This window comes from Stenotrophomonas chelatiphaga, assembly GCF_032054965.1.
Taxonomy (GTDB): domain Bacteria; phylum Pseudomonadota; class Gammaproteobacteria; order Xanthomonadales; family Xanthomonadaceae; genus Stenotrophomonas; species Stenotrophomonas chelatiphaga.
Genome location: NZ_DAMBRS010000006.1, coordinates 60,567 through 80,144, shown reverse-complemented (window position 1 = coordinate 80,144; position 19,578 = coordinate 60,567). Strand labels below are relative to the sequence as shown.

18 protein-coding genes are annotated in these 19,578 nt (G+C 66.0%); 4 read left to right on the top strand and 14 right to left on the bottom strand.

What is annotated here, in order from left to right; all coding sequences use genetic code 11:
* Window positions 1-7: 7 nt before the first annotated feature.
* The 3 genes from ligD to RTX79_RS09930 form a co-directional block, all read right to left on the bottom strand.
* Window positions 8-2,545 (bottom strand): DNA ligase D, encoded by a 2,538-nt coding sequence (gene ligD, locus RTX79_RS09940; RefSeq protein WP_312683490.1) that lies wholly within the window; start codon window positions 2,543-2,545, stop codon window positions 8-10.
* A 3-nt stretch (window positions 2,546-2,548) separates the two neighbouring features.
* Window positions 2,549-3,505 carry a Ku protein gene (locus RTX79_RS09935; protein ID WP_312683488.1) on the bottom strand — a complete coding sequence of 319 codons (957 nt, stop codon included), beginning with the start codon at window positions 3,503-3,505 and terminating at the stop codon, window positions 2,549-2,551.
* Between the two features lie 152 nt (window positions 3,506-3,657).
* On the bottom strand, window positions 3,658-4,062 hold the full coding sequence (locus RTX79_RS09930; RefSeq protein ID WP_309689385.1) for a hypothetical protein: 405 nt from the start codon (window positions 4,060-4,062) through the stop codon (window positions 3,658-3,660).
* Between the two features lie 143 nt (window positions 4,063-4,205).
* Here RTX79_RS09930 and RTX79_RS09925 point away from each other — a divergent pair, with 143 nt between their 5' ends.
* A complete protein-coding gene (locus RTX79_RS09925) occupies window positions 4,206-4,559 on the top strand; it encodes a hypothetical protein (RefSeq protein WP_057509010.1) in 354 nt (117 codons plus the stop codon).
* Between the two features lie 120 nt (window positions 4,560-4,679).
* Here RTX79_RS09925 and RTX79_RS09920 read toward each other — a convergent pair whose 3' ends face one another.
* Window positions 4,680-6,797: a TonB-dependent receptor family protein gene (locus RTX79_RS09920; RefSeq protein WP_312683485.1), complete on the bottom strand. Its 2,118-nt coding sequence runs from the start codon at window positions 6,795-6,797 to the stop codon at window positions 4,680-4,682.
* Between the two features lie 163 nt (window positions 6,798-6,960).
* Here RTX79_RS09920 and RTX79_RS09915 point away from each other — a divergent pair, with 163 nt between their 5' ends.
* The 3 genes from RTX79_RS09915 (at window position 6,961) to RTX79_RS09905 (ending at window position 10,107) form a co-directional block, all read left to right on the top strand.
* A complete protein-coding gene (locus RTX79_RS09915) occupies window positions 6,961-8,163 on the top strand; it encodes an aromatic amino acid transaminase (protein ID WP_057509011.1) in 1,203 nt (400 codons plus the stop codon).
* A gap of 105 nt (window positions 8,164-8,268) precedes the next feature.
* Entirely contained in the window at window positions 8,269-9,285 is a 1,017-nt protein-coding gene (locus tag RTX79_RS09910; RefSeq protein ID WP_312683481.1) for a class 1 fructose-bisphosphatase, read from the top strand.
* A 114-nt stretch (window positions 9,286-9,399) separates the two neighbouring features.
* The gene (locus tag RTX79_RS09905) at window positions 9,400-10,107 is read left to right on the top strand and encodes a 2OG-Fe(II) oxygenase family protein (RefSeq protein ID WP_312683479.1); all 708 of its coding nucleotides are present in this window, start codon (window positions 9,400-9,402) and stop codon (window positions 10,105-10,107) included.
* A 388-nt stretch (window positions 10,108-10,495) separates the two neighbouring features.
* Here RTX79_RS09905 and RTX79_RS09900 read toward each other — a convergent pair whose 3' ends face one another.
* From RTX79_RS09900 to RTX79_RS09855, 10 genes are all read right to left on the bottom strand, one after another.
* Window positions 10,496-11,050, bottom strand: coding sequence for a DUF922 domain-containing Zn-dependent protease (locus tag RTX79_RS09900; RefSeq protein WP_312683478.1), 555 nt, complete (start codon window positions 11,048-11,050; stop codon window positions 10,496-10,498).
* Between the two features lie 81 nt (window positions 11,051-11,131).
* Complete coding sequence (locus RTX79_RS09895) at window positions 11,132-11,467, bottom strand: hypothetical protein (protein WP_312683476.1); 336 nt, start codon at window positions 11,465-11,467, stop codon at window positions 11,132-11,134.
* A 370-nt stretch (window positions 11,468-11,837) separates the two neighbouring features.
* On the bottom strand, window positions 11,838-12,950 hold the full coding sequence (locus RTX79_RS09890) for a PA0069 family radical SAM protein (protein ID WP_312683474.1): 1,113 nt from the start codon (window positions 12,948-12,950) through the stop codon (window positions 11,838-11,840).
* 324 nt (window positions 12,951-13,274) lie between these two features.
* Window positions 13,275-14,018 (bottom strand): pyridoxine 5'-phosphate synthase, encoded by a 744-nt coding sequence (locus RTX79_RS09885; RefSeq protein WP_312683473.1) that lies wholly within the window; start codon window positions 14,016-14,018, stop codon window positions 13,275-13,277.
* A 46-nt stretch (window positions 14,019-14,064) separates the two neighbouring features.
* On the bottom strand, window positions 14,065-15,525 hold the full coding sequence (cls, locus tag RTX79_RS09880) for a cardiolipin synthase (protein WP_312683470.1): 1,461 nt from the start codon (window positions 15,523-15,525) through the stop codon (window positions 14,065-14,067).
* 157 nt (window positions 15,526-15,682) lie between these two features.
* On the bottom strand, window positions 15,683-16,096 hold the full coding sequence (locus RTX79_RS09875; protein WP_057509018.1) for an ExbD/TolR family protein: 414 nt from the start codon (window positions 16,094-16,096) through the stop codon (window positions 15,683-15,685).
* A gap of 3 nt (window positions 16,097-16,099) precedes the next feature.
* Window positions 16,100-16,525, bottom strand: coding sequence for an ExbD/TolR family protein (locus RTX79_RS09870; protein ID WP_057509019.1), 426 nt, complete (start codon window positions 16,523-16,525; stop codon window positions 16,100-16,102).
* 55 nt (window positions 16,526-16,580) lie between these two features.
* The gene (exbB, locus tag RTX79_RS09865; RefSeq protein WP_057509020.1) at window positions 16,581-17,339 is read right to left on the bottom strand and encodes a TonB-system energizer ExbB; all 759 of its coding nucleotides are present in this window, start codon (window positions 17,337-17,339) and stop codon (window positions 16,581-16,583) included.
* Between the two features lie 87 nt (window positions 17,340-17,426).
* The gene (locus RTX79_RS09860; protein WP_042612137.1) at window positions 17,427-18,095 is read right to left on the bottom strand and encodes an energy transducer TonB; all 669 of its coding nucleotides are present in this window, start codon (window positions 18,093-18,095) and stop codon (window positions 17,427-17,429) included.
* A 145-nt stretch (window positions 18,096-18,240) separates the two neighbouring features.
* Window positions 18,241-19,461, bottom strand: coding sequence for a tetratricopeptide repeat protein (locus tag RTX79_RS09855; RefSeq protein ID WP_312683467.1), 1,221 nt, complete (start codon window positions 19,459-19,461; stop codon window positions 18,241-18,243).
* Window positions 19,462-19,578 lie beyond the last annotated feature (117 nt).

Sequence of the window (19,578 nt, the reverse complement as noted above, 5' to 3'; positions counted from 1 at the left end):
GTCACCGTTACAGCGTCGGCAACACCTGCTTCAACGTGGTGATCCCCTCCCAGGGATCACCCTTCAGGCGCTTGGCCCGTGCCAGTGCCTTGTCCAGCGGAAACGCATCGGCCGCCGCAACGCGGCCGAGTTCTTCCCAGCGCAGCGGCACCGCCACGCCTGCACTTTCCCGCGCCCGCAACGACCACGAACACACGCTGGTGGCGCCGCGTGCATTGCGCAGCCAGTCGATGAAGATCACTCCGTTGCGCTTGGCCTTGCTCATGGTGGCCACGTAGCGGTCCGGCGCGTGCTGCGCCAGCGCCTGCGCGAAAGCTTCGCAGAACGCCTTGGCCTGCTCCCAGTCGGCCTTCGGCTGCAACGGCACCACCACGTGCAGGCCCTTGCCGCCGGACAGCCGCACGAAGCTTTCCAGCCCGGTTTCCTGCAGCCGCGCGCGGATGTCACGCGCGGCCGCCTTGATCTGTGTCCAGGTCACGCCGTCGCCGGGATCCAGGTCGAACACCAGCCGGTCCGGGTGCTCCGGGTCGGCCACCGTCGCGCCCCAGGGATGCAGCTCCAGGGTGTTCATCTGCACCAGCTGCAGCAGCCCGTCCACATCGTCGATGTAGACGTAGTCTTCGGTGCCGCTCTTCTGTTCCAACGGCACCGCGCGCACGGCATCGCCCAGGCCCTGTCCATGGTGCTTCTGGAAGAAACAGGGCTTGCCTACGCCCTGCGGGCAACGCAGCAGCGACAGTGGCCGGCCGCTGATTTCCGGCAGGATCCACGCCGCCATTTCGCGGTAGTACTCGGCCACCTCGCCCTTGCGGATCTTCTTCTGCGGGTAGACCACGCGCTCGGGATGGGTGATGCGCAGGTCCGGCTCCTTGCCTTTCACCGCAGCAGCGGGCTGCGCGCGGTCGGGCTGCAGGTCGGGCGCGGTCTTGTCGGTGCGCAGCCGTTTGAAACTGGCCTGGCGCAGCAGTCCCTCCTTGCCCCAGCCGCGGAAGGCCACTTCGGCCACCAGCGTAGGCTTCACCCAGTGCACGCTGGCGGCGCGGAACGGCACGTGCGCCGGCAGCTCGACCGCCGCCTTCGCGGTAGCCAGCTTGCCCAGCGAGTCGCTCATCGCGCGCAGCTTCGCATCATCGAAGCCGGTGCCCACGCGACCGACGTAGCGCAGGCCGCCCTTATCCGGCGTGGCCATCAGCAGCGAACCGAAGCCCTGCCGTGAGCCCTTCGGTGCGGTGTAACCGACCACGAGGAACTCGTCGGTTTCTTCGTGCTTGATCTTCACCCAGCTGCGCGCGCGGCCGTTCGCATAAGGCGCATCCACCTGCTTGCTGATGATGCCCTCGAAGCCGGCCTTGCCGCTGGCAGTGAACACCTCCGGGCCGTGGTCGACCACGTGGTCACTGTAGGCCAGCGTGCCCGGTACATTTCCGATCAACGCCTTCAGCAGCGTCTTGCGCTCCAGCAGTGGCGCGCGGCTGATGTCCACGCCGGCCACGCCCGGCAGATCGAACACCACGTAGCGCAAGGGTTGTTTCGAACTGCCATCGATCACCCGTTGCAGCGCGGCGAAATCACTGCGGCCGTCAGCATCGAGCACCACCAGTTCGCCATCCAGCCGTGCATCCTTGACCGGCAGCGCGGCGATGGCGGCGCTCACTTCGGGGAAATCACCGCTCCAGTCCAGTCCGTTGCGCGAACGCAGCGTCACCGCGCCATCGTGCAGGTCGGCGAGCAGCCGGTAGCCGTCCCATTTGATCTCATGCAGCCAGCGCTCGCCGTCGGGGGCGCTCTCGCGGTGATCGGTGAGCTGCGGCGCGTAGGTGTGTGGATACGGCGTATCGCGGGCATCGGGCAGCGCCAGCGCGCGCTTGTGCCAGCGCGCGTCGGCCTTGCGCCCGCGCGGTGCCGCCGCAGGCGTGCTCTTAGACAGCGTGTTCTTCGACGGCGAGGCCTTCGACGGCGCTTTCGTCGACGGCGAGGCCTTGCGTGATCGGGTGGCGGTGGTCGACGTCGCAGGCGGGGTCTCCAGCAGGTCGTCGGCCTCTGCGTCCGTGGCATGGGCATCGTCGCGCTTGATCAGCAGCCATTGCACCTGGCGTCCTTTCAGGTTGGTGCGTACCAGCTTCCAGCCACCGCGCAGGCGCTGCCCGTGCAGCACGAAGTCGAGCTTCCCCGCCGCCAGCGCTTCCAGCGGATCGCCGTCGATGGCCCAGTTTCCGTGGTCATAGACATCCACGTGGCCAGCCCCGTAGTGCCCCTTTGGAATGTCGCCCTCGAAGGTCGCATAAGACAACGGATGGTCTTCCACCTCCACCGCCAGGCGCTTCTCGCCAACCCGCAGCGACGGCCCCTTCGGCACCGCCCAGCTCTTCAGCACGCCATCCATTTCCAGCCGGAAATCGTAATGGCGGCTGCTGGCGTGGTGCAGTTGCACGACGAAGATCGGCCGGCGCGCCGGCCGGCCGCGCCCGGCCTGGTCATCCGGCTCGGGCGTGCTGCCTTCGGCGGCGCCCAGCCGGCGCTTGCGGCGGTACTGGTGCAGGGACATGGATCAGCCCGCCTTGCGGCGTGGCGCGGCCTTCTTCGCCGGCTTGCTGGTCGCCTTGGCAGGGGTCTTCTTTGCGGCCGCTTTGGCCGGCGCCTTGCTGGCCTTTTTCGTCGCCGCCTTCTTGACCACCGCCTTGGTGGCGGTCTTCTTGGCCGGCGTGCGTTTGTTGGCATCCAGGCTCTTCTGCAGCAGCGACATGAAGTCCACCACGTTGGTGCTGGCGTCTTCGCGCGGGGCGGGCTCGTCTTCCACCGTGGTGGTGCCGCCGTCTTCCTTGATGCGCTTGGTCAGCACGCCCTGCAGCCGCTCGCGGAATTCATCGTGGTACTGGGTTGGATCCCAGTCGCCGGCCATCGATTCGATCAGCTGCTCGGCCATCGCCGTTTCCTTGCTGCTGATGCGGTAGTCGGACACCTTTCCGGAAGGCAGCTTGTAGTCGGCCGGGTCGACCAGTTCCTGCGGGTAGCGCAGGATCATCAGCACCAGCGCATCGTCGTTGGGCATCACCGCACACAGGTACTCGCGGGTGCGCACCACCACCTTGGCGATGCCGACCTTGCCGGTGCTGCGCAGGGTCTCGCGCAGCAGCACGTAGCCTTTTTCGGCCTTCTTGCCGGGGATCAGCAGGTAGGGTTTTTCGAAGTAGCGCGGATCGATCTGCGCGGCGTCGACGAAGCTTTCCACCTCGACGGTTTCATGGCTTTCCGGCGCCGCGGATTTGATGTCACCTTCTTCCAGCACGACATAGCTGCCCTTGTCGTACTCGAAGGCTTTGACGATGTCCTTCCACGGCACTTCTTCGCCGGTATCGGCATTGACCCGTTCGAAGCGGATCGGTTTCTTGTCGCGCGAATCGAGCATGCGGAACTGCAGGTCGGTCCTGCGCTCGCCGGACATCAGCGAGACCGGCACGTTGAGCAGGCCGAAGGAAAGGGTACCGGTCCAGATGGGACGGGCCATGGGACGCACCGTACGGTGTCAAGGAAACCCCAGCTTCAGCGCGCGCGCGTGAAACGCCCGTGTCCTCCAACTCAAGAAGGGGTCAGAGTCTGGGGTCAGAGTCGTTTTCCCGGAAAAGGACTCTGACCCCGGACTCTGACCCCTTTCACAGCTCACTGCAGCAGCGGGCGCACGGCCGAGGCAGGCATGTGGTCCAGCGCCAGCCAGGCGTCTTCGACGACTTCGCGGGCCTTGGGCCAGCGCAGCCGCGACTCGCCGCGCATCAGCTCCCACTGCGCGGCCAGTTCGCCTTCGGTGTCTTCGCCGCCGCCGCGTGGCCAGTTCGCTGCATGGGTGGTCAGGGCGAAGGCATACGCCGGGCACAGGTCGCGCCAGCTGCGGTGGGCCTGCCGACGCCGGTCGTCGTAGTCGTTCAGCATGTACTGCAGGTAATCCTGCGCGACGGCCTGCGGGTCTTCGCGCTGGTGGCGGCGGGCGCGGCGTTGGGCCGGGCTGCCGGCCAGCGGGTCGCGCCGGGCATTGAAGACCGAAGGCGCGGGACGTTCCGGGCGGTTCATGGCGCGGCTCCTGCTTGCAGGGCGGGCGGCCAGATGTAACCACGGCGCCGTTATCCAGTCGTGATCGATGTGTTCATGACGCGGGATTCGCAGTGGCTTTACCTCTGAAGGACTCTAGTAGGGCCTCATCGAGGAGAGCCGCCATGAATAGAGACACCTCGCGCGATCCACTGCGCCAAGCCACGCCCCCCGTGCCCGGCGAGCAGCACGGCAAGCACGACAACATGGATGCCGAAGACCGCGGCACCGGCGCGCCGTTCGTCGACGCGGACACGGCAGCCACCGCGGACGAGCACCTGCCGGTGCGGCATGTCAGCGACCAGGCCGCGCAGGACCGCAAGGACTGCGGCGACCGTCACCGCGGTGGCCAGGAAAGCCCGCTCAAGCGCCGCGAGCGCAAGCAGCACGCCAGTGACAACCAGGATCAGGCGCTGGAGGAGACCTTCCCGGCGAGTGATCCGACGTCACCGTTCGTGCCGGCGAAGGCGCCGGATTGAGGGGGTGGGGTGACGGCCAGCGGCCGTCACTACCGGGCTGTGGTGGCTGACGGCCAGCGGCCGTCACTACCGGGCTGTGGTGGCTGACGGCCAGCGGCCGTCACTACCGTCCGGTTGTCGTCAGCGCCAGGACCACTGCACGCCCAGGCTGCCGCGGCGGTCCGGGCCGGGTTCGTAGTAGCGGCCGTTGCCGTCGTTGACGATCACCGAGCCGATGTAATCCTGGTCCAGCAGGTTGTCCACACGGGCGAACACGCGCAGGTCGCCGCCGCGCAGGGTCCAGCGACGGGCAGCTTCCACGTTCATCACGGCATAGCCCGGGGCGCGTTCGGTGGCCAGGTCGTTGACCACCGTGTCGCTGCTGCCGGTCACTTCAGCCGCCCACTGCCAGTCGCGCGGCTGCCATTCCAGCCGTGCGAAGGCCTGCTGGCGCGGGACGCCGGGCAAGCGGCTGCCGGCGGCAACCGGCGTATCCGGCACCGCGCAGCCGCTGCCGGCGCAGGCCAGGTAGGCGCTGCGCACTTCGGCCTGCAGCCAGGTCCAGGCCACCTGCAATTCCAGGTCCTGCGCCAGCGGCTGGTGCCATGACAGCTCGGCGCCCTGGCGACGGGTCCGGCCGATGTTGCGGTAGGTACTGCGGCCATTGGTATTGCTGGCCACGGCCAGCTCATCGTCGGTATTGGCGCGGAACAGGCTTACGTCCAGCCGGCGACCGTCCTGCGCCTGCCATTTGCTGCCGATTTCCACATTGCGGCTGCGGGCGGCGGACAGGTCCAGCGCCAGCCCGGCCTGGCCATCGGCGCGGTAGCCGAGTTCGTTGAAGGTGGGGGTTTCAAAGCCACGGCCGACCGCGGCGTGCAGCCGCCATTGCGGGTTCACCTCGAAACTGACCCCGGCCACCGGCGTGGTGGCCTGGTAGCGGCGGCTGCCGCTGTCGTCGGGGTTGCGGCCGACGATGTAGTGGTCTTCCGACCGGAAGCGCACGCTGCTGTGGCGCGCGCCGGCCAGCAACGACCAGCGCGGGCTCCACTGCCACCAGGCCTGCACGAACTGGTCGACGTTGGACACCGTGTCGCGCTGGTCACGGCGCAGCCGGCCGCGCACGCCCAGCTGGTCGCCGACGAAGTTCTCGTGGCCGGTGCGGTGCTGGCGCTGGCGGTCGGCATTGACCCCGGCGGTAACGTCCAGCGCGCGCCCGGCCAGCTCACCGTTCCAGCCCCAGCGCGCGTCCAGCCCGCCGAAATCGCCATCCAGTCCGATCACCCCGCCGGCATGCAGCGGATTGGCCTGCGGGCCCGGCGGGATGGCCAGGAACTGGGTCACCTCGCGTTGGCCGGCGTAGCCGGTCAGGCGGAAGCGGTGATCGTCGCGCTGGCCGCTGTAGACCAGCCCGGCCTGCGACTGCCGGACCGATTTACGGGTGTTGTACTGATGCGCCACCGCGGTGGCTTGGCGCGGATCGGCGGCCACCTGGGCGCGGGTCAGGCCGAGCGGATCCTGCGCGTCCGGCGCATCCAGGTAGTTCACCAGCAGCTCCAGCCGGTCCTCGCCCACGGCCGTGCCCAGCCGTGCATTCAGCGATTCCCGGCGGGCCGCGCTGTGGTCGCGCCAGCCATCGGTACGGAAGTGGTTGGCGGCGATGTTGTAGTCCACCGGGCCCTGCACGCCGCGCAGGTGGGCGCCCACGCTCAGCGTGTTGTCGGCACCGGCATTGAGTCGCAGCCGCCACGGATCGCCTTCGCGGCCCTGCGCGGTATGCACCTGCAGCACCCCACCGGAGGAGTTGCCGTACAGCGCCGAGAACGGCCCACGCAGCACGTCGATGCGCTCCGCGCCGAGCAGGCTGGGGTGCGAAAGCTGGCCCTGGCCATCGGGCATGGTCGCCGGTACCCCGTCCACCAGCACGCGCACGCCGCGCACGCCGAAGGTGGAGCGCGCACCGAAGCCACGGATCGACAGCTGGGTGTCCTGCGCCAGGTTCTGCCGGTCACGGGCCAGCACGCCGGGAATCCCGCCCAGTGCCTCGGACAGCTGCGCCTGCGGACCACTGCGGTCGTCGTCTATCCAGACCGTGTCCAGACTGGCCGGCAGTGCGAACGGATCCACCCCGGGCACCCGGGCGGCCTCCACGTCCACTGCCGGCAGGGTACGCGCCGGCGGGTCCTGGGCGAAGGCGAGGGTGGGCAGCAGCAGGGCACAGGCAACGGACAGGCGGCAACGCGCCGGGAGCAGGTTCATCATTCAGGTTCAGCCACAAGCATGAACGGCCCATGGTACCGGCCAGGAGGTGATGAGGAATGCCGCGCCACCGGCACGCTTTGTTACGATGACGTCGTCACTGCCCCACGGTGGTGGCGCTGCTGCGTGCTTTCTTCCTCCCCCTTATCGAATGAGTACCGCCGTGTCCTTCTTTGCAAACGTGGAACTGGTCCCCGGTGACCCGATCCTGGGCCTGACCGAGGCGTACAACGCCGACAGCCGTCCGACCAAGGTCAACCTGGGTGTGGGCATCTACTACGACGAAAGCGGCCGCATTCCGCTGCTTCGCGCCGTCAAGCAGATCGAGCAGCAGCTCGCCACCGAAGCCAAACCGCGCGGCTACCTGCCCATCGATGGACTGCCGGCCTACACCCAGGCCACCCGTGAGCTGGTGTTCGGCAAGGATTCGCCGCTGCTGGCCGCTGGCCGCGTGGCCACCACCCAGACCGTGGGCGGCAGCGGTGCGCTGCGCGTCGGCGCCGAACTGCTGAACAAGCTGCTGCCGCACGCCACCATCGCCATCAGCAACCCGAGCTGGGAAAACCACCGCGCCGTGTTCGGTGCGGCCGGCTTCGACGTGGTGGAATACAGCTACTTCGACGCACAGACCCACGGCGTGGACTTCCCCGCGATGCTGGCCGACCTGCAGAAGCTGCAGCCGGGCACCGTGGTGCTGCTGCACGCGTGCTGCCACAACCCCACCGGTGCCGACCTGACCGTGGACCAGTGGAAGCAGGTGGCTGAGGTCCTGAAGGAACAGCAGCTGTTCCCGTTCATCGACATGGCCTACCAGGGCTTCGACAAGGGCATCGAGCAGGATGGCGCCGCCGTGCGCATCATCGCCGAAGCCGGCATCGACAGCTTCGTGGTCGCCAACTCGTACTCCAAGTCGTTCTCGCTGTATGGCGAACGCGTGGGTGCGCTGTCGATCGTCGCCCCCAACGCCACCGAAGCCAAGGCCGTGCAGTCGCAGATCAAGCGGATCATCCGCACGATCTACTCCAGCCCGTCCAACCACGGTGCCGCGCTGGTGGCCGGCGTGTTGAACAGCCCGGAACTGCGCACGCTGTGGGAAGCCGAACTGACCGAGATGCGCGAGCGCATCCACGCCCTGCGTCATGGGCTGGTGGACCGTCTGGCCGCCCTGGGCGCGCCGGAATTCGCCTTCATCAACGACCAGGCCGGCATGTTCTCCTACTCCGGCCTGAGCCGGGTGCAGGTGGAAAAGCTGCGCGATGACTACGGCATCTATGCCGTCGGCACCGGCCGCATCTGCGTGGCCGCGCTGAGCCAGAGCAACCTGGACTACGTCGCCCAGGCCGTGGCCAACGTCGCCAAGGCCTGATGCAACACCAAAAAGGGGACGGAGGGGATTAATAATCCCCTCCGTCCCCTTTTTGCATCCGGGCGGCGACAATAGGCGCATCTTTCCGTCGCTCGAGCCCTGTCCATGTCCCGTACGTCGTTGACCCGGTATCTCATCCAGGAACAGCATGCCGGCCGCATCAATGCCGACCTGCGCCAGCTGATCGCCGTGGTCGGGCGTGCCTGCACCAACATCTCCATCGCCGTCAGCAAGGGCGCCCTCGGCGGCGTGCTGGGCGAAGCCGGTACCGGCAACGTGCAGGGCGAGGCGCAGAAGAAGCTGGATGTGATCAGCAACGAGATCCTGCTGGAAGCCAACGCCTGGGGTGGCCACCTGGCCGCCTGCGCATCGGAAGAAATGGACCACTCGCAGCCGGTGCCGGACATCTACCCGCGCGGTGATTTCCTGCTGCTGTTTGATCCCCTCGATGGCAGTTCCAACATCGACGTGAACGTGTCGGTGGGCACCATCTTCTCCGTGCTGCGCTGCCCGAAGGGCGTCGAGTTGCCCGGCGATGACAGCTTCCTGCAGCCCGGTACGGCGCAGATCGCCGCCGGTTACTGCATCTACGGTCCCAGCACGCAGATGGTGCTGACCGTCGGCCATGGCACCCATGCGTTCACCCTGGACCGTGAAACCGGCGAATTCGTGCTGACCACCCAGGACATGCAGATCCCGACGGCCACCCAGGAGTTCGCGATCAACATGTCCAACCAGCGGCATTGGGAAGCCCCGATGCAGGCCTACGTGGCCGATCTGCTGGAAGGCAAGGAAGGCACGCGCGGCAAGGACTTCAACATGCGCTGGATCGCCAGCATGGTGGCCGACGTGCATCGCATCCTGACCCGCGGTGGCATCTTCATCTACCCGTGGGACAAGAAGGACCCGTCCAAGGCCGGCAAGCTGCGCCTGATGTACGAAGCCAACCCGATGGGCCTGCTGGTGGAACAGGCCGGCGGCGCCGCGTCGACCGGCCGCGCGCGGATCCTGGATATCCAGCCGGACCAGCTGCACCAGCGCGTGCCGGTGTTCCTCGGTTCGCGCGATGAAGTGGCCGCCGCGGTGAAGTACCACCAGCAGCACGACGCCTCCGCAGACTGAGCAGCAGGCGGGCGTGATCGCCTGGCCGTCGGGCACGCCGCCGCACATGTCGGTGGCGTGACAACCCCCGCGCCAGTGGGCACCATCAAGGGCCCGCTGGCGAAGGATGCAGGCATGCACACGCAGGACCCGGTTGATTTCATTGAAGTGATCCACAACGCCGTGCCCGCCGATGTGTGTGCGGCGATCGTGGCGCGATTGCGCGCAAGTGACCGCCTGCAACCGGGTGCGGTAGGCAGTGGTGTGTTCCCGGAACTCAAGCGCAGCAAGGATCTGCGGATCAGCGGGCTTTCTGATTGGGCTGATGTTGAAAACGTCCTGCAACAGGCCGTTTTCAACGGGCTGCTGAGTTATCTACGCCGTTATCCACAGGCTCTGATCGCGCCGCTGATGTTGCAGATCCAAGACAGCAACGGCCAGCCCAAGCGCCTCGTGGCAGAAGATTTCCCCGACATGAGCCCGGCCGCGCTGTCGGATCTTGCGCGCACGTGCCTGCGTCCGGGCGCGATCAACCTGCAATGGTACGCAGCAGGCGAGGGCGGCTACCCCTACTGGCATTGCGAGCTGTATCCGAAGGACGAGAAGGCGGAAACCCTGCATCGCCACCTGCTGTGGACGCTGTACCTCAACGATGAATTCGAAGAGGGTGAGACCGAGTTTCATTTCCAGCAGCGCAAGGTCGCGCCGCGCACCGGCAGCCTGCTGATCGCGCCGACCGCCTTCACCCATACCCATCGCGGCAATCGTCCGCAGGGCGGGGACAAGGTCATCGCCACCAGCTGGATCCTGTTCCAGTCCGCGCAGAAGCTCTACGGCGGCTAAGGTCCCCATTTCCCCGGGCGCTGAACGCACACGTGTCCACCTTTCCCTTGGCCGACATGTGCAGCGACGCCCGGGGAGATGAGGATGCTGGCAGCGAGCATCCTGCTCATGGGCGGGTCTTCCGTGCGGCGGTGCGTCCCCAATTCGATTGATGGAGTCGATATTGATTGGCGTTGCCTCTGCACGGCGCCTATCTTCCGCGACACGACGCGAACTGCCTTTCAGAAATCGCTCACCTCACCGCCGGGGCCCGTGCCAGGGGTCGGATCCCTTTCGCGCAGCGAAAGGGCTCTGACCCCATGCCGACCTCCCCTGACGGCCAGACCGCTGCGCTCGCCGAGCGTGGCTCGGCGCTACCCTCCTCACCGCCCGTCTCGGTGGGTGACCCTCAGAGGAACGCATCCTGGGTCAGACCATGCGAGGTTTCCACATCGTACTGCCGGTCGCGCTGCTGATACTCCTCGACAATCGAACGTCCCAGCCTGTCCACCTCCGCCTCCAGCGGCGCACAGCCCTTGTTCGATTTCAGGCTGACGAACTGCCGGCGGAGTTCATCGGCAGCGGCCACGCCAAACTGGAAATGGCCCTGCTCGTGCACGGTCAACGCGGCCAGGAAGCGGTCCCATCGCTGCTGCAGCTCAGGATCCGCACGGTCGCGATCTTCCCAGCGGGGCAGGGTGATCGTGCCCTTCAATTGAACAGACGGCGTAGTGAGCGAGCAACGGTTGCCCTGCGACTGCCACCGATACGTCCACGACACGTTCCAGTCGGCACGCCCCGGATAACGCCTTCCCGTGGGATCGGCCGGCCCCAGCGAGCGCATCGCGCTGCCCAGCTCGCGGTCGGTAGTGCCGTGAATCGTGTAGTGCACGACGCTCGGCGGGTCATAGGCCGACGCGACGTTGGCGACCAGCAACAGCACGACAAGGGGCAGCAAGCGCATCCCTGCACTCCAAAGGAGGAATCGCAAAGTGTAATCGCGACGGAACTTCACACGCGACCCGAGGTTCCGCCCGCTGCAGGTTCAGTCCGCCGGCTGCATGCCGTCGACAGCGTCCACCCGCAGCGCCAATCCCAACGCGCGCAGCGCGCCCATCATCGTGCGCAGGGTCAACGTGCGTCTGCCGTACAACTGGCGACGCACCACCTCGACAGGCAGCCTGCATTCGCAGGCGATGGCACGCAGTCCTGCATCGCCAGCAACATAGGCGAGGGCCTCGCCGAAGATCGCCGCATCACCTTCGCTTTCGGCAATGCACGCGTTCAAATACTCAATCACCGCCTGCGGCGTGGATGGCCGGTCGAAGTGACCTGCTGCTTCCATCTCCGCATAGGACAGCGTGGCGCGACCGGCCTTCATCGGAACGACCTGGAGGTCGCGAAGAAGGACACGTGCATGGGCTGCATGGACATCGAAAGACCTCGCATGGCATGGGCCACCTGCGCCAGGGCGCAAGGTGGCGGGCGATGCGGGTTGGCGTACCGGACTACGCGACACTCATTAACCGGCGGATCGGGATCCCCGCGCACCGCCCGCCGTATGACCGGCAGTGCAGTGCATTCTCCGCCGTGCCCGAGGGCTACAACAGAGGCAATGAGTGATGCGTAGTGTCGGGACGCCAATCCCGGCTGGCACGTTCGGCACCAGCACGGTCATCGTGCACAGCCGTGTGCACCTGCGTCCATGAGAAAAGTTGCGAACTGAGTGCGCCGTGACCACCACCGGTTTGCTAAAACAACGACCCCTGCGGCGAGTCCGCCTTCGGCGGCGCCGGCCGCTCGAACTTCGTGCAATCCAGCTTCGGCCAGTGGCTGTTCTGCGCATCGAATCCCAGCCGCCTGCGCGCCAGCTTGAAGCGGTTCGCCAACAGGTCCGCATAAACACCCTGGCCGCGCATGCGGGTGCCGAACTGGCTGTCGTAGTCCTTGCCGCCGCGCAGCTGGTTGATGGTGCTCATCACGTGCGTGGCGCGGTCCGGGTAATGTGTGTCCAACCAGTCGCGGAACAGCGGCGCCACTTCCAGTGGCAGGCGCAGCAGCACATAGCCGGCACTCGATGCGCCGGCGTCGCGCGCGGCTTCCAGTACGGCCTCCAGTTCGGCATCGTTGATCCACGGAATCACCGGCGCCACCATCACCCCGACCGGGATGCCGGCATCGTGCAGCCGGCGCATCGCGCGCAGGCGTGCATGCGGTGCGGCGGCGCGGGGTTCGAGTTTCGAAGACAGGTGCGGGTCCAACGAGGTCACCGAGAAGTGCACGCTGACCAGGTTCTGTTCGGCCAGCGGCGCCAGCAGGTCGATGTCGCGCTCGACCAGCGCGTTCTTGGTGATCAGCGAGAACGGGTGGCGGGTTTCCAGCATCACTTCGATCAGCTGGCGGGTCAGTTTGAACTTGCGTTCGATCGGCTGGTAGGAATCGGTGTTGATGCCCAGCGCTATGGGTTGTGGCACGTAGCCGGGTTTTGAAAGTTCCTTGCGCAGCAGCTGCGCGGCATTGGTCTTGGCAAACAGCTTGGTCTCGAAGTCCAGCCCGGGCGACAGGTTCAGGTAGGCGTGCGAGGGCCGGGCGAAGCAGTACGAGCAGCCATGTTCGCAGCCGCGATACGGGTTCACCGATTGGCTGAAGCCAACGTCCGGCGAGTTGTTGCGGCTGATGATGCTGCGGGCGGTTTCGGCGCGCACTTCGGTGCGCAGGCGCGGCGCCAGGAATTCTTCGCTTTCTTCGGCTTCCCAGCCATCGTCCACCGCTTCGCTGACCGTGCTTTCGAAACGGCCGGGGAGGTGGGTGGTGCTGCCGCGACCTTTGATGGCGACGTGGGGAATGGAATCGGGGCGACCCATGGGAATCTTCTGCTGGAAGTGTGATTAGTATTATTGCTAACCACAGCGTATGCAATGTGCTGGAATTCAGATGGCTGTAGGCGTGGAGGGGGATGGGGGTTTGGCTTGCCCCCATGGTTATCCACAGGACATAGGGTCATGTCGGGACAGCGCGCAGGACATTACACGCCACGCGATGCGCAGCGGAGGGTAGGGGATGGGGGTCTCAGGGGGTGCGACGGTGGGGATCATGACGGCCAGCGGTCGTCACCCACCGGAGGGGGTTGACGGCCAGCGGCCGCCACTACCGGGGTGGGTTGACGGCCAGCGGCCGTCACTACCGGCTTAGAGGCGGGCCAGGTAGGCCTTTACCGTGGCGTCCAGGCCGTCGTACAGGGCTTCGCTGATCAGGGCGTGGCCGATCGAGACTTCCAGCACGTCAGGTACGTGGCTCAGGAAGTCACGCAGGTTGGCCTGCGACAGGTCATGGCCGGCATTGACTCCCAGGCCAACCGACTGTGCGCGGCGCGCGGCGGTGGCGAACAGCGCCAGCATCGCCGTGGCGTCGCCGGCGGCGTGGGCTTCCGCAAACGGGCCGGTGTACAGCTCGACGCGGTCGGCACCGACCTCGGCCGCGCGTTCCAGCAGCGGGTTGCCGGCGTCCACGAACAGGCTGACGCGGCAGCCCATCGCCTTCAGCGCGGCCACCAGCGGACGCAGGCGCTCGCTGTCGGCTGCGAAGTCGAAGCCATGGTCGGACGTCAGCTGGCCGTCGCCATCGGGCACCAGCGTGGCCTGTGCGGGACGCGTGGCTTCGCACAGCGGCAGCAGGCCCGGGTAGCCCTCGCGCGGCGGGGCGAACGGGTTGCCTTCGATGTTGAACTCGACCCCGCGCGCCGTGGTCAGCGCGGACAGCGCGTGCACGTCTTCGGCGGTGATGTGGCGGCGGTCCGGGCGCGGGTGCACGGTGATGCCGTGTGCACCGGCGTCCAGGCAGGCCTGCGCGGCGCGCAGCACATCGGGGTCGTGGCCACCGCGCGAGTTGCGCAGCACGGCGATCTTGTTGACGTTGACGCTGAGGCGGGTCATGACGGCAGGCAGGACGGTGACAGAAGCGCGCAGTGTAGCGCCGCTGTCACAACAGCGGCGAGGCCAGCCGGGCGAAGGCTTCAGGCAGGCGGTGCCGCCACAGGCCGCGGTTGCGTTCGTTGTGGACGCGGGTGGCGCTGTCGAACTCATGGTCCAGGATGCCGGCCAGCTCGGCCACGCGGTCTTTGTCCCGCAGCAGCATGGACAGTTCGAAGTTGAGCCGGAAACTGCGATGGTCGAAGTTCGCCGTGCCGACGATGCAGACCTCGTCGTCGGCGATGAAGGCCTTGGTGTGCAGCATGCGCGGGCCGTATTCGTAGATCTTCACCCCCGCCTGCAGCAGCTCGTCGAAGTAGGACCGCGCGGCCTGGGTGACGAACCAGGAGTCGCTCATCTTCGGCACCAGCAGCCGCACTTCCAGCCCGCCCAGCGCGGCCGACGTCAGCGCCATGCGTGCCGCTTCGCCCGGCACGAAGTAGGGCGTCACCAGCCACACGCGGTGTTTGGCTTCGTGTATGGCGGCCACGTGCAGGCGATGGATGGTCTCCCAGCCCGAATCCGGGCCGGACACCAGCACCTGCGCGTTGATGCTGCCGTCGTCGCGGCTCGGCGTTTCACGTGGCCACAGCCGTGCCTGGTCGAACTGCTGGGCCTCCTGCCCGCTGGCGTACAGCCAGTCTTCCATGAAGACCAGCTGCAGGCTGCGCACCACATGCCCGCGCAGGCGCATGTGCAGGTCGCGGTAGGCGTTCGGGTCGCGCTGCTCGTTCTCTTCGTCGGTGATGTTGATGCCACCGGTGAAGGCCTGCAGGCCATCGATGACCACCAGCTTGCGGTGGGTGCGCAGGTTCAACCACGGCCGCTTGAACGGCTTGAGCAGCTGCCGCGGATGGAACCACACCGCTTCGCCGCCGGCCTCCAGCAGCGGCTTCAGGAACGCCGCGCGGATGTTGCCGGCGCCCACGGCATCCAGCAGCAGCCGGACCTGTACGCCACGCTGCGCGGCGGCCACCAGCGCATCGCGCACGGCGGTGCCGGTGTGGTCCGGTTCGAAGATGTAGTACTCCAGGTTCACGTGATCGCGCGCTTCGGCGATCGCCTCCAGCAGCGCGGCGTAGGTCGCCGCGCCATCCACCAGCCATTCCACTTCGGTGGCGCTGCTGGGTGCCAGGCCGGTGGTGGCCTGGCCGATGGCGGCCAGTTCGGTGCAGTCCGCATCGGGCGGGCAGACACTGCTGTAGTGCTCCATGCCGGTACGCGAACGGCCGCGGCGCAGGCGTTGCCGTTTTACTTTCTGCGGACCCAGCAGGTAGTAAATGAAGAGGCCGATGTACGGCAGCGCGGCCAGCGAAAGAATCCAGCTGAGCGTGGCGACCGGCTCGCGTTTCTGCAGCATGATCCAGCCGATCAGCCCGAGCAGGTACAGCACATAGGCAATCGCCAGCGACGTGCCGAGGTGGGGAATGGCATCAAGCCAGTGTCGCAGCGCATCGAAGAAGGCAATCATCGCCGGATGATACGCGGGCGCGGGCTGGGCCGGACGGGGTCAGAGTCCTTTTCCTGCGGAAAAGGAGTCTGACCCCTTCGGCAGCGGACATAAAAAAACGCCCCCGTTTCCGAGGGCGTTTTCCAGTCGCGTCATGAGTGCGGACTGCGTGTAGCGTTTACTGCTGTACGAAACCGATCTTCTTCATCTGGGCGTTCTTCGAGGCGGCCAGGATCTTGGCCATCACGTCGTACTCCGAGTCCGGGCTCGCGTCGATCCGCAGTTCCGGCTGGTTCGTCGGGTCACGCTGGACCTCCTGTTCCATCCGCTGCTGCAGTTCGCCCACGGCGACCGGGCTGTTGTTCCAGAACACCTGGTTGCTCGCATCGACGCGCAACTCGACCGGCGGCGGCGGTTCAACCGTCACCGGGGGCGGGTTGAGCACGCGCTGCGGCAGATCCACGGCGATGGGGTAGGTCATGATCGGTGCGGTCACGATGAAGATGATCAGCAGCACCAGCATCACGTCCACGAGGGGCGTGACGTTGATGTCCGCCATGGGGCCTTTGCCACCACCAGAACTGAATGCCATGGCTTACTGCCCCTTCTCTTTGGTCGCAACGAAGCCGACGTCCAGCATGCCCTGTTCCTGCGCGACCTTGGTCAGCTCATTGATGACGCGCATCTTGGTCGTGCGGTCACCACGCAGGTTCAACGGCGGCTGCGGCGTCTGCTGGGCGGCGGTGGAAAGGCGGGACTCAAGCGTCCCACGATCGATTTCCTCGTCGTTCCAGTAAACCGAACCGTCTTCCTTGACCGCCAGCGTGATCGGACCCTTACGATCATTGGCATCGTCCGGGTTCTGGATCAGGTTGGCTTCGGGCAGCTCGACCTTGACCTTGTGGGACATCAGAGGCGCCGTGATGATGAAGATGATCAGCAGCACCAGCATCACGTCCACGAGGGGCGTAACGTTGATGTCGGCCATGGGGCCGCCGCTGTTACCACTACTGAAAGCCATAACGGGCTCCGTCTAGATCGGTGTGAACTACCTTCGTGCCGGGTACAGCGCGTCCTTAGCGGACGCGCGAACCGGTAGCGAAGAAGTCGTGCAGGTCGTGCGCGAAGGTATCGAAACGGCTGATGGTCGCGCTGTTGATCTTGCTGAAGAAGTTGAACGCGAACACGGCCGGGATAGCCACGAACAGGCCGATCGCGGTCATGATCAGCGCTTCACCCACCGGGCCGGCAACGGCGTCGATGGAGGCCGAACCGGTTGCACCGATCTTGATCAGCGCGCCGTAGATGCCCCACACGGTACCCAGCAGACCGACGAACGGAGCGGTTGCACCGACGGTGGCCAGCAGGGTCATGCCCGACTGCAGCTTGTTGCTTTCGCGGGTCACGGCCTGGCGCAGGGCGCGGTCGACGAACTCCGAACGGCTCAGGGTTTCACCCAGGCCACCGGTTGCGCCACCTTCGGCACGCTGGTGGTGGGCGGCAGCCTGTGCGGCGTCCAGGGCGATCTTCGAGAAGGGCTCCGAAGCCGGCTGTTCTTCCATCGCACGGATGGCGTCCTGCGCGTTCGGGGTATCCCAGAACAGGCTGGTGACCTTGTCGGCAGCAGCCTTCAGGCGGGTAGCGCGGAAGATGTTGATGACGGTCCAGTACCAGGACATGGCCGACATCACGATCAGGGTGATCAGAACCACCCAGGAGACTGCGAAGTCGCCCGGCTGGCTGGTCATTTCATGGATGAGGTGCTCGAAGCCCATCTGCGACAGGGCGTTGGAGTTGCCCCCGGCAGCAGCGGCGATGAAAATTTCCTGCAGCATGACGCTTACCTTTGTTGTGTGTGGTGTTGAAGGGTGTAGCTAATCATAAGAGCCATCAGCGGGGTGGCCCTGCGGCCACCCGATGCATCAGCTCAGAGCAAAATTGACCGGTACGCGTACGCGGCCCGCGGCTTTCTTGCCGCCCGACTCGGCTGCGTTGAAGCGCCACTTGCGTGCAGCTTCCATTGCAGCGCGATCCAGGTCGCGGTTACGGCTGGATTTCTCGACCGTGACATTGGTGACGTTGCCTTGGGCATCGACATCGATGATCAGGATCACTTCACCCTGGATACCAGCGCGGAATGCAGCCGGCGGGTAACGCGGGGGATTCATGTTCTTGGACGAGATATCGACGCTGGCCTCGATGGAGGTCGGCGGTGCCGGCGGCGCGGGCGGCGACGGCGGGGTGACGATATCGTTCGGGCGCGGTTCCGGCACGTCGACGATCGGCGCCTGCGGCGGCGGCGGAACCGGCGACGGCTTCGGCGGCGACAGGTTCTTCACCGGCGGCGGCGGCGTCTCATCCGGCGGCGGCGGCGGCGGCGGCGGAGGCGGCGGCGGCGGTGCATCGACGATGGTCACCATCACGTTGCGCTCCTTCTCTGCAGCCGCCTTGGGGGCGACGGCAGGAATGAGGAGCATCATGAAGGCAGCCAGATGCAGTGCGATAACAAACGCGATGCCGAAGATGCGGGGCCAGCTCAGGCCCTTCTCTTCAGTTTCTTCGTAGCGGTGAAAGACTAGTTGTTCCGTCATGCGCCAAGAGCTCGATTGTGGGGCCGGGATACCCGGGGGGCGGGATCCCTGATCAGCGGTGCATGACACCGCAGGAACCTCCAAGCTTATACCAATCCTGAGTGCCTGCGCACGCTTCGCGCAGGCATTCAGGCGTTATTCCTACTTACTTCAGGTTGATGATTTTGTCCGCATCCGCGGCGTTCTTCAGGCCACCCTTGGCCTTGGCCTGACGCGCTGCTTCCTTGGCCTGGGGAATCTTGCCCTCACTGTGCAGGACACGTGCCAGATTCAGGTAGGTTTCGCCGGTGGGCGACAGCGGAGCGGCCTTCTGCCACGCCTCGATCGCCTTGTCCACCTGCTGCGGTTCTGAGTAGTAGTAGGACTGGGCCAGTGCCAGGTAAACCTGATGGTCCGGCTTCAGTATGCCCTTCTCGAGACCTTCGTTGATCACCGAGATTACTTCCTTTTCCTTGTTCTCGGTATTGGCGTAGATCGAATACAACTGCTTGTATTCGCGCTCGTCGGTCAACTGGCCCGACGCACGCAGCTTGTCCATGACACCGGCGGCCTTGTCCATCTGGTCGGCCTGCATGTACATGTTGGCCAGGTTGAGCTGCGCCTTCTTGTCGTTCGGGTTCTTGGCGGCGACGGCCTCGGCGGCACTCACGGCCTCACCGGTCTGGCCGGCTTCGGCGTAGGCGGCCATCAGCAGCTGGTTCCACTGGTCCTTCGGCTCGGGCGAGGCAGCGATCGCTTCCTTCAGCACCGGGATCGCTTCCTGGTAGCGCTCCAGCTGGTACAGCGCCTGGCCCTTGGAAACCAGTTCCTCGGCCTTCTTCGAACCGCTTTCAGCGAAGTACTTGTCGATCAGGGTCAGGCCCTGCGCCTGCACCGCCTTGTCGTCATCCTGCAGCTGCAGCTGGGCCAGCATCAGCATCGACTGGAAGTGGCTGTTGTTGTCCAGCGCGTTGGCGTCGAGCACCTGCTGCAGGTAACGCTTCGCACCGGCAACGTCGTCCTGCTGGTAGGCGGCCTGCGAAGCGAGCTGGGCGGCAAGCGCCTTGTCGTATTCGTTGGCGGCGCTGTTACCCAGGATCGCGGTGGCTTCGGTCAGCGTCTCCGGGAACTTCTGCTCGTTGTAGCTGTCTACCAGCTTCTGCAGCTGCTTGCCCAGCTTGGCCGAGGACTTCATGCCCGGCTCTTTGCGGGTCGCGTTCGGGTACAGCACTTCGGCCGCAGCGGCCTTGCTGCTGCCACGACGCTCACGCTGGTCGGAGCGATCGGCCGAACGTGTCTGCGCGGCGACATCGGTGATCACGGCGCCACTGACAGCAGTCGCGATCAGCATGGTCAGCAGGGCTTGCTTGTGGTTACGGAGCATCATCTTTCACCTCGTTCGGACCGCGTAGCGGCAGCAATGACGGACGTCAGAAAAATCTGAGCCGCCAAACGTATCAGAATTAAGCGACGTGAGAAATCGTTTCCTGTGCTGCATCACAGC

Bases quoted from the DNA above. Each gene is read 5' to 3' on its own strand.
- ligD (WP_312683490.1), bottom strand. From the start codon at position 2,545: ATGTCCCTGCACCAGTACCGCCGCAAGCGCCGGCTGGGCGCCGCCGAA.
- RTX79_RS09935 (WP_312683488.1), bottom strand. From the start codon at position 3,505: ATGGCCCGTCCCATCTGGACCGGTACCCTTTCCTTCGGCCTGCTCAAC.
- RTX79_RS09930 (WP_309689385.1), bottom strand. From the start codon at position 4,062: ATGAACCGCCCGGAACGTCCCGCGCCTTCGGTCTTCAATGCCCGGCGC.
- RTX79_RS09925 (WP_057509010.1), top strand. From the start codon at position 4,206: ATGAATAGAGACACCTCGCGCGATCCACTGCGCCAAGCCACGCCCCCC.
- RTX79_RS09920 (WP_312683485.1), bottom strand. From the start codon at position 6,797: ATGAACCTGCTCCCGGCGCGTTGCCGCCTGTCCGTTGCCTGTGCCCTG.
- RTX79_RS09910 (WP_312683481.1), top strand. From the start codon at position 8,269: ATGTCCCGTACGTCGTTGACCCGGTATCTCATCCAGGAACAGCATGCC.
- RTX79_RS09905 (WP_312683479.1), top strand. From the start codon at position 9,400: ATGCACACGCAGGACCCGGTTGATTTCATTGAAGTGATCCACAACGCC.
- RTX79_RS09900 (WP_312683478.1), bottom strand. From the start codon at position 11,050: ATGCGCTTGCTGCCCCTTGTCGTGCTGTTGCTGGTCGCCAACGTCGCG.
- RTX79_RS09895 (WP_312683476.1), bottom strand. From the start codon at position 11,467: ATGAAGGCCGGTCGCGCCACGCTGTCCTATGCGGAGATGGAAGCAGCA.
- RTX79_RS09890 (WP_312683474.1), bottom strand. From the start codon at position 12,950: ATGGGTCGCCCCGATTCCATTCCCCACGTCGCCATCAAAGGTCGCGGC.
- RTX79_RS09885 (WP_312683473.1), bottom strand. From the start codon at position 14,018: ATGACCCGCCTCAGCGTCAACGTCAACAAGATCGCCGTGCTGCGCAAC.
- cls (WP_312683470.1), bottom strand. From the start codon at position 15,525: ATGATTGCCTTCTTCGATGCGCTGCGACACTGGCTTGATGCCATTCCC.
- RTX79_RS09875 (WP_057509018.1), bottom strand. From the start codon at position 16,096: ATGGCATTCAGTTCTGGTGGTGGCAAAGGCCCCATGGCGGACATCAAC.
- RTX79_RS09870 (WP_057509019.1), bottom strand. From the start codon at position 16,525: ATGGCTTTCAGTAGTGGTAACAGCGGCGGCCCCATGGCCGACATCAAC.
- exbB (WP_057509020.1), bottom strand. From the start codon at position 17,339: ATGCTGCAGGAAATTTTCATCGCCGCTGCTGCCGGGGGCAACTCCAAC.
- RTX79_RS09860 (WP_042612137.1), bottom strand. From the start codon at position 18,095: ATGACGGAACAACTAGTCTTTCACCGCTACGAAGAAACTGAAGAGAAG.
- RTX79_RS09855 (WP_312683467.1), bottom strand. From the start codon at position 19,461: ATGATGCTCCGTAACCACAAGCAAGCCCTGCTGACCATGCTGATCGCG.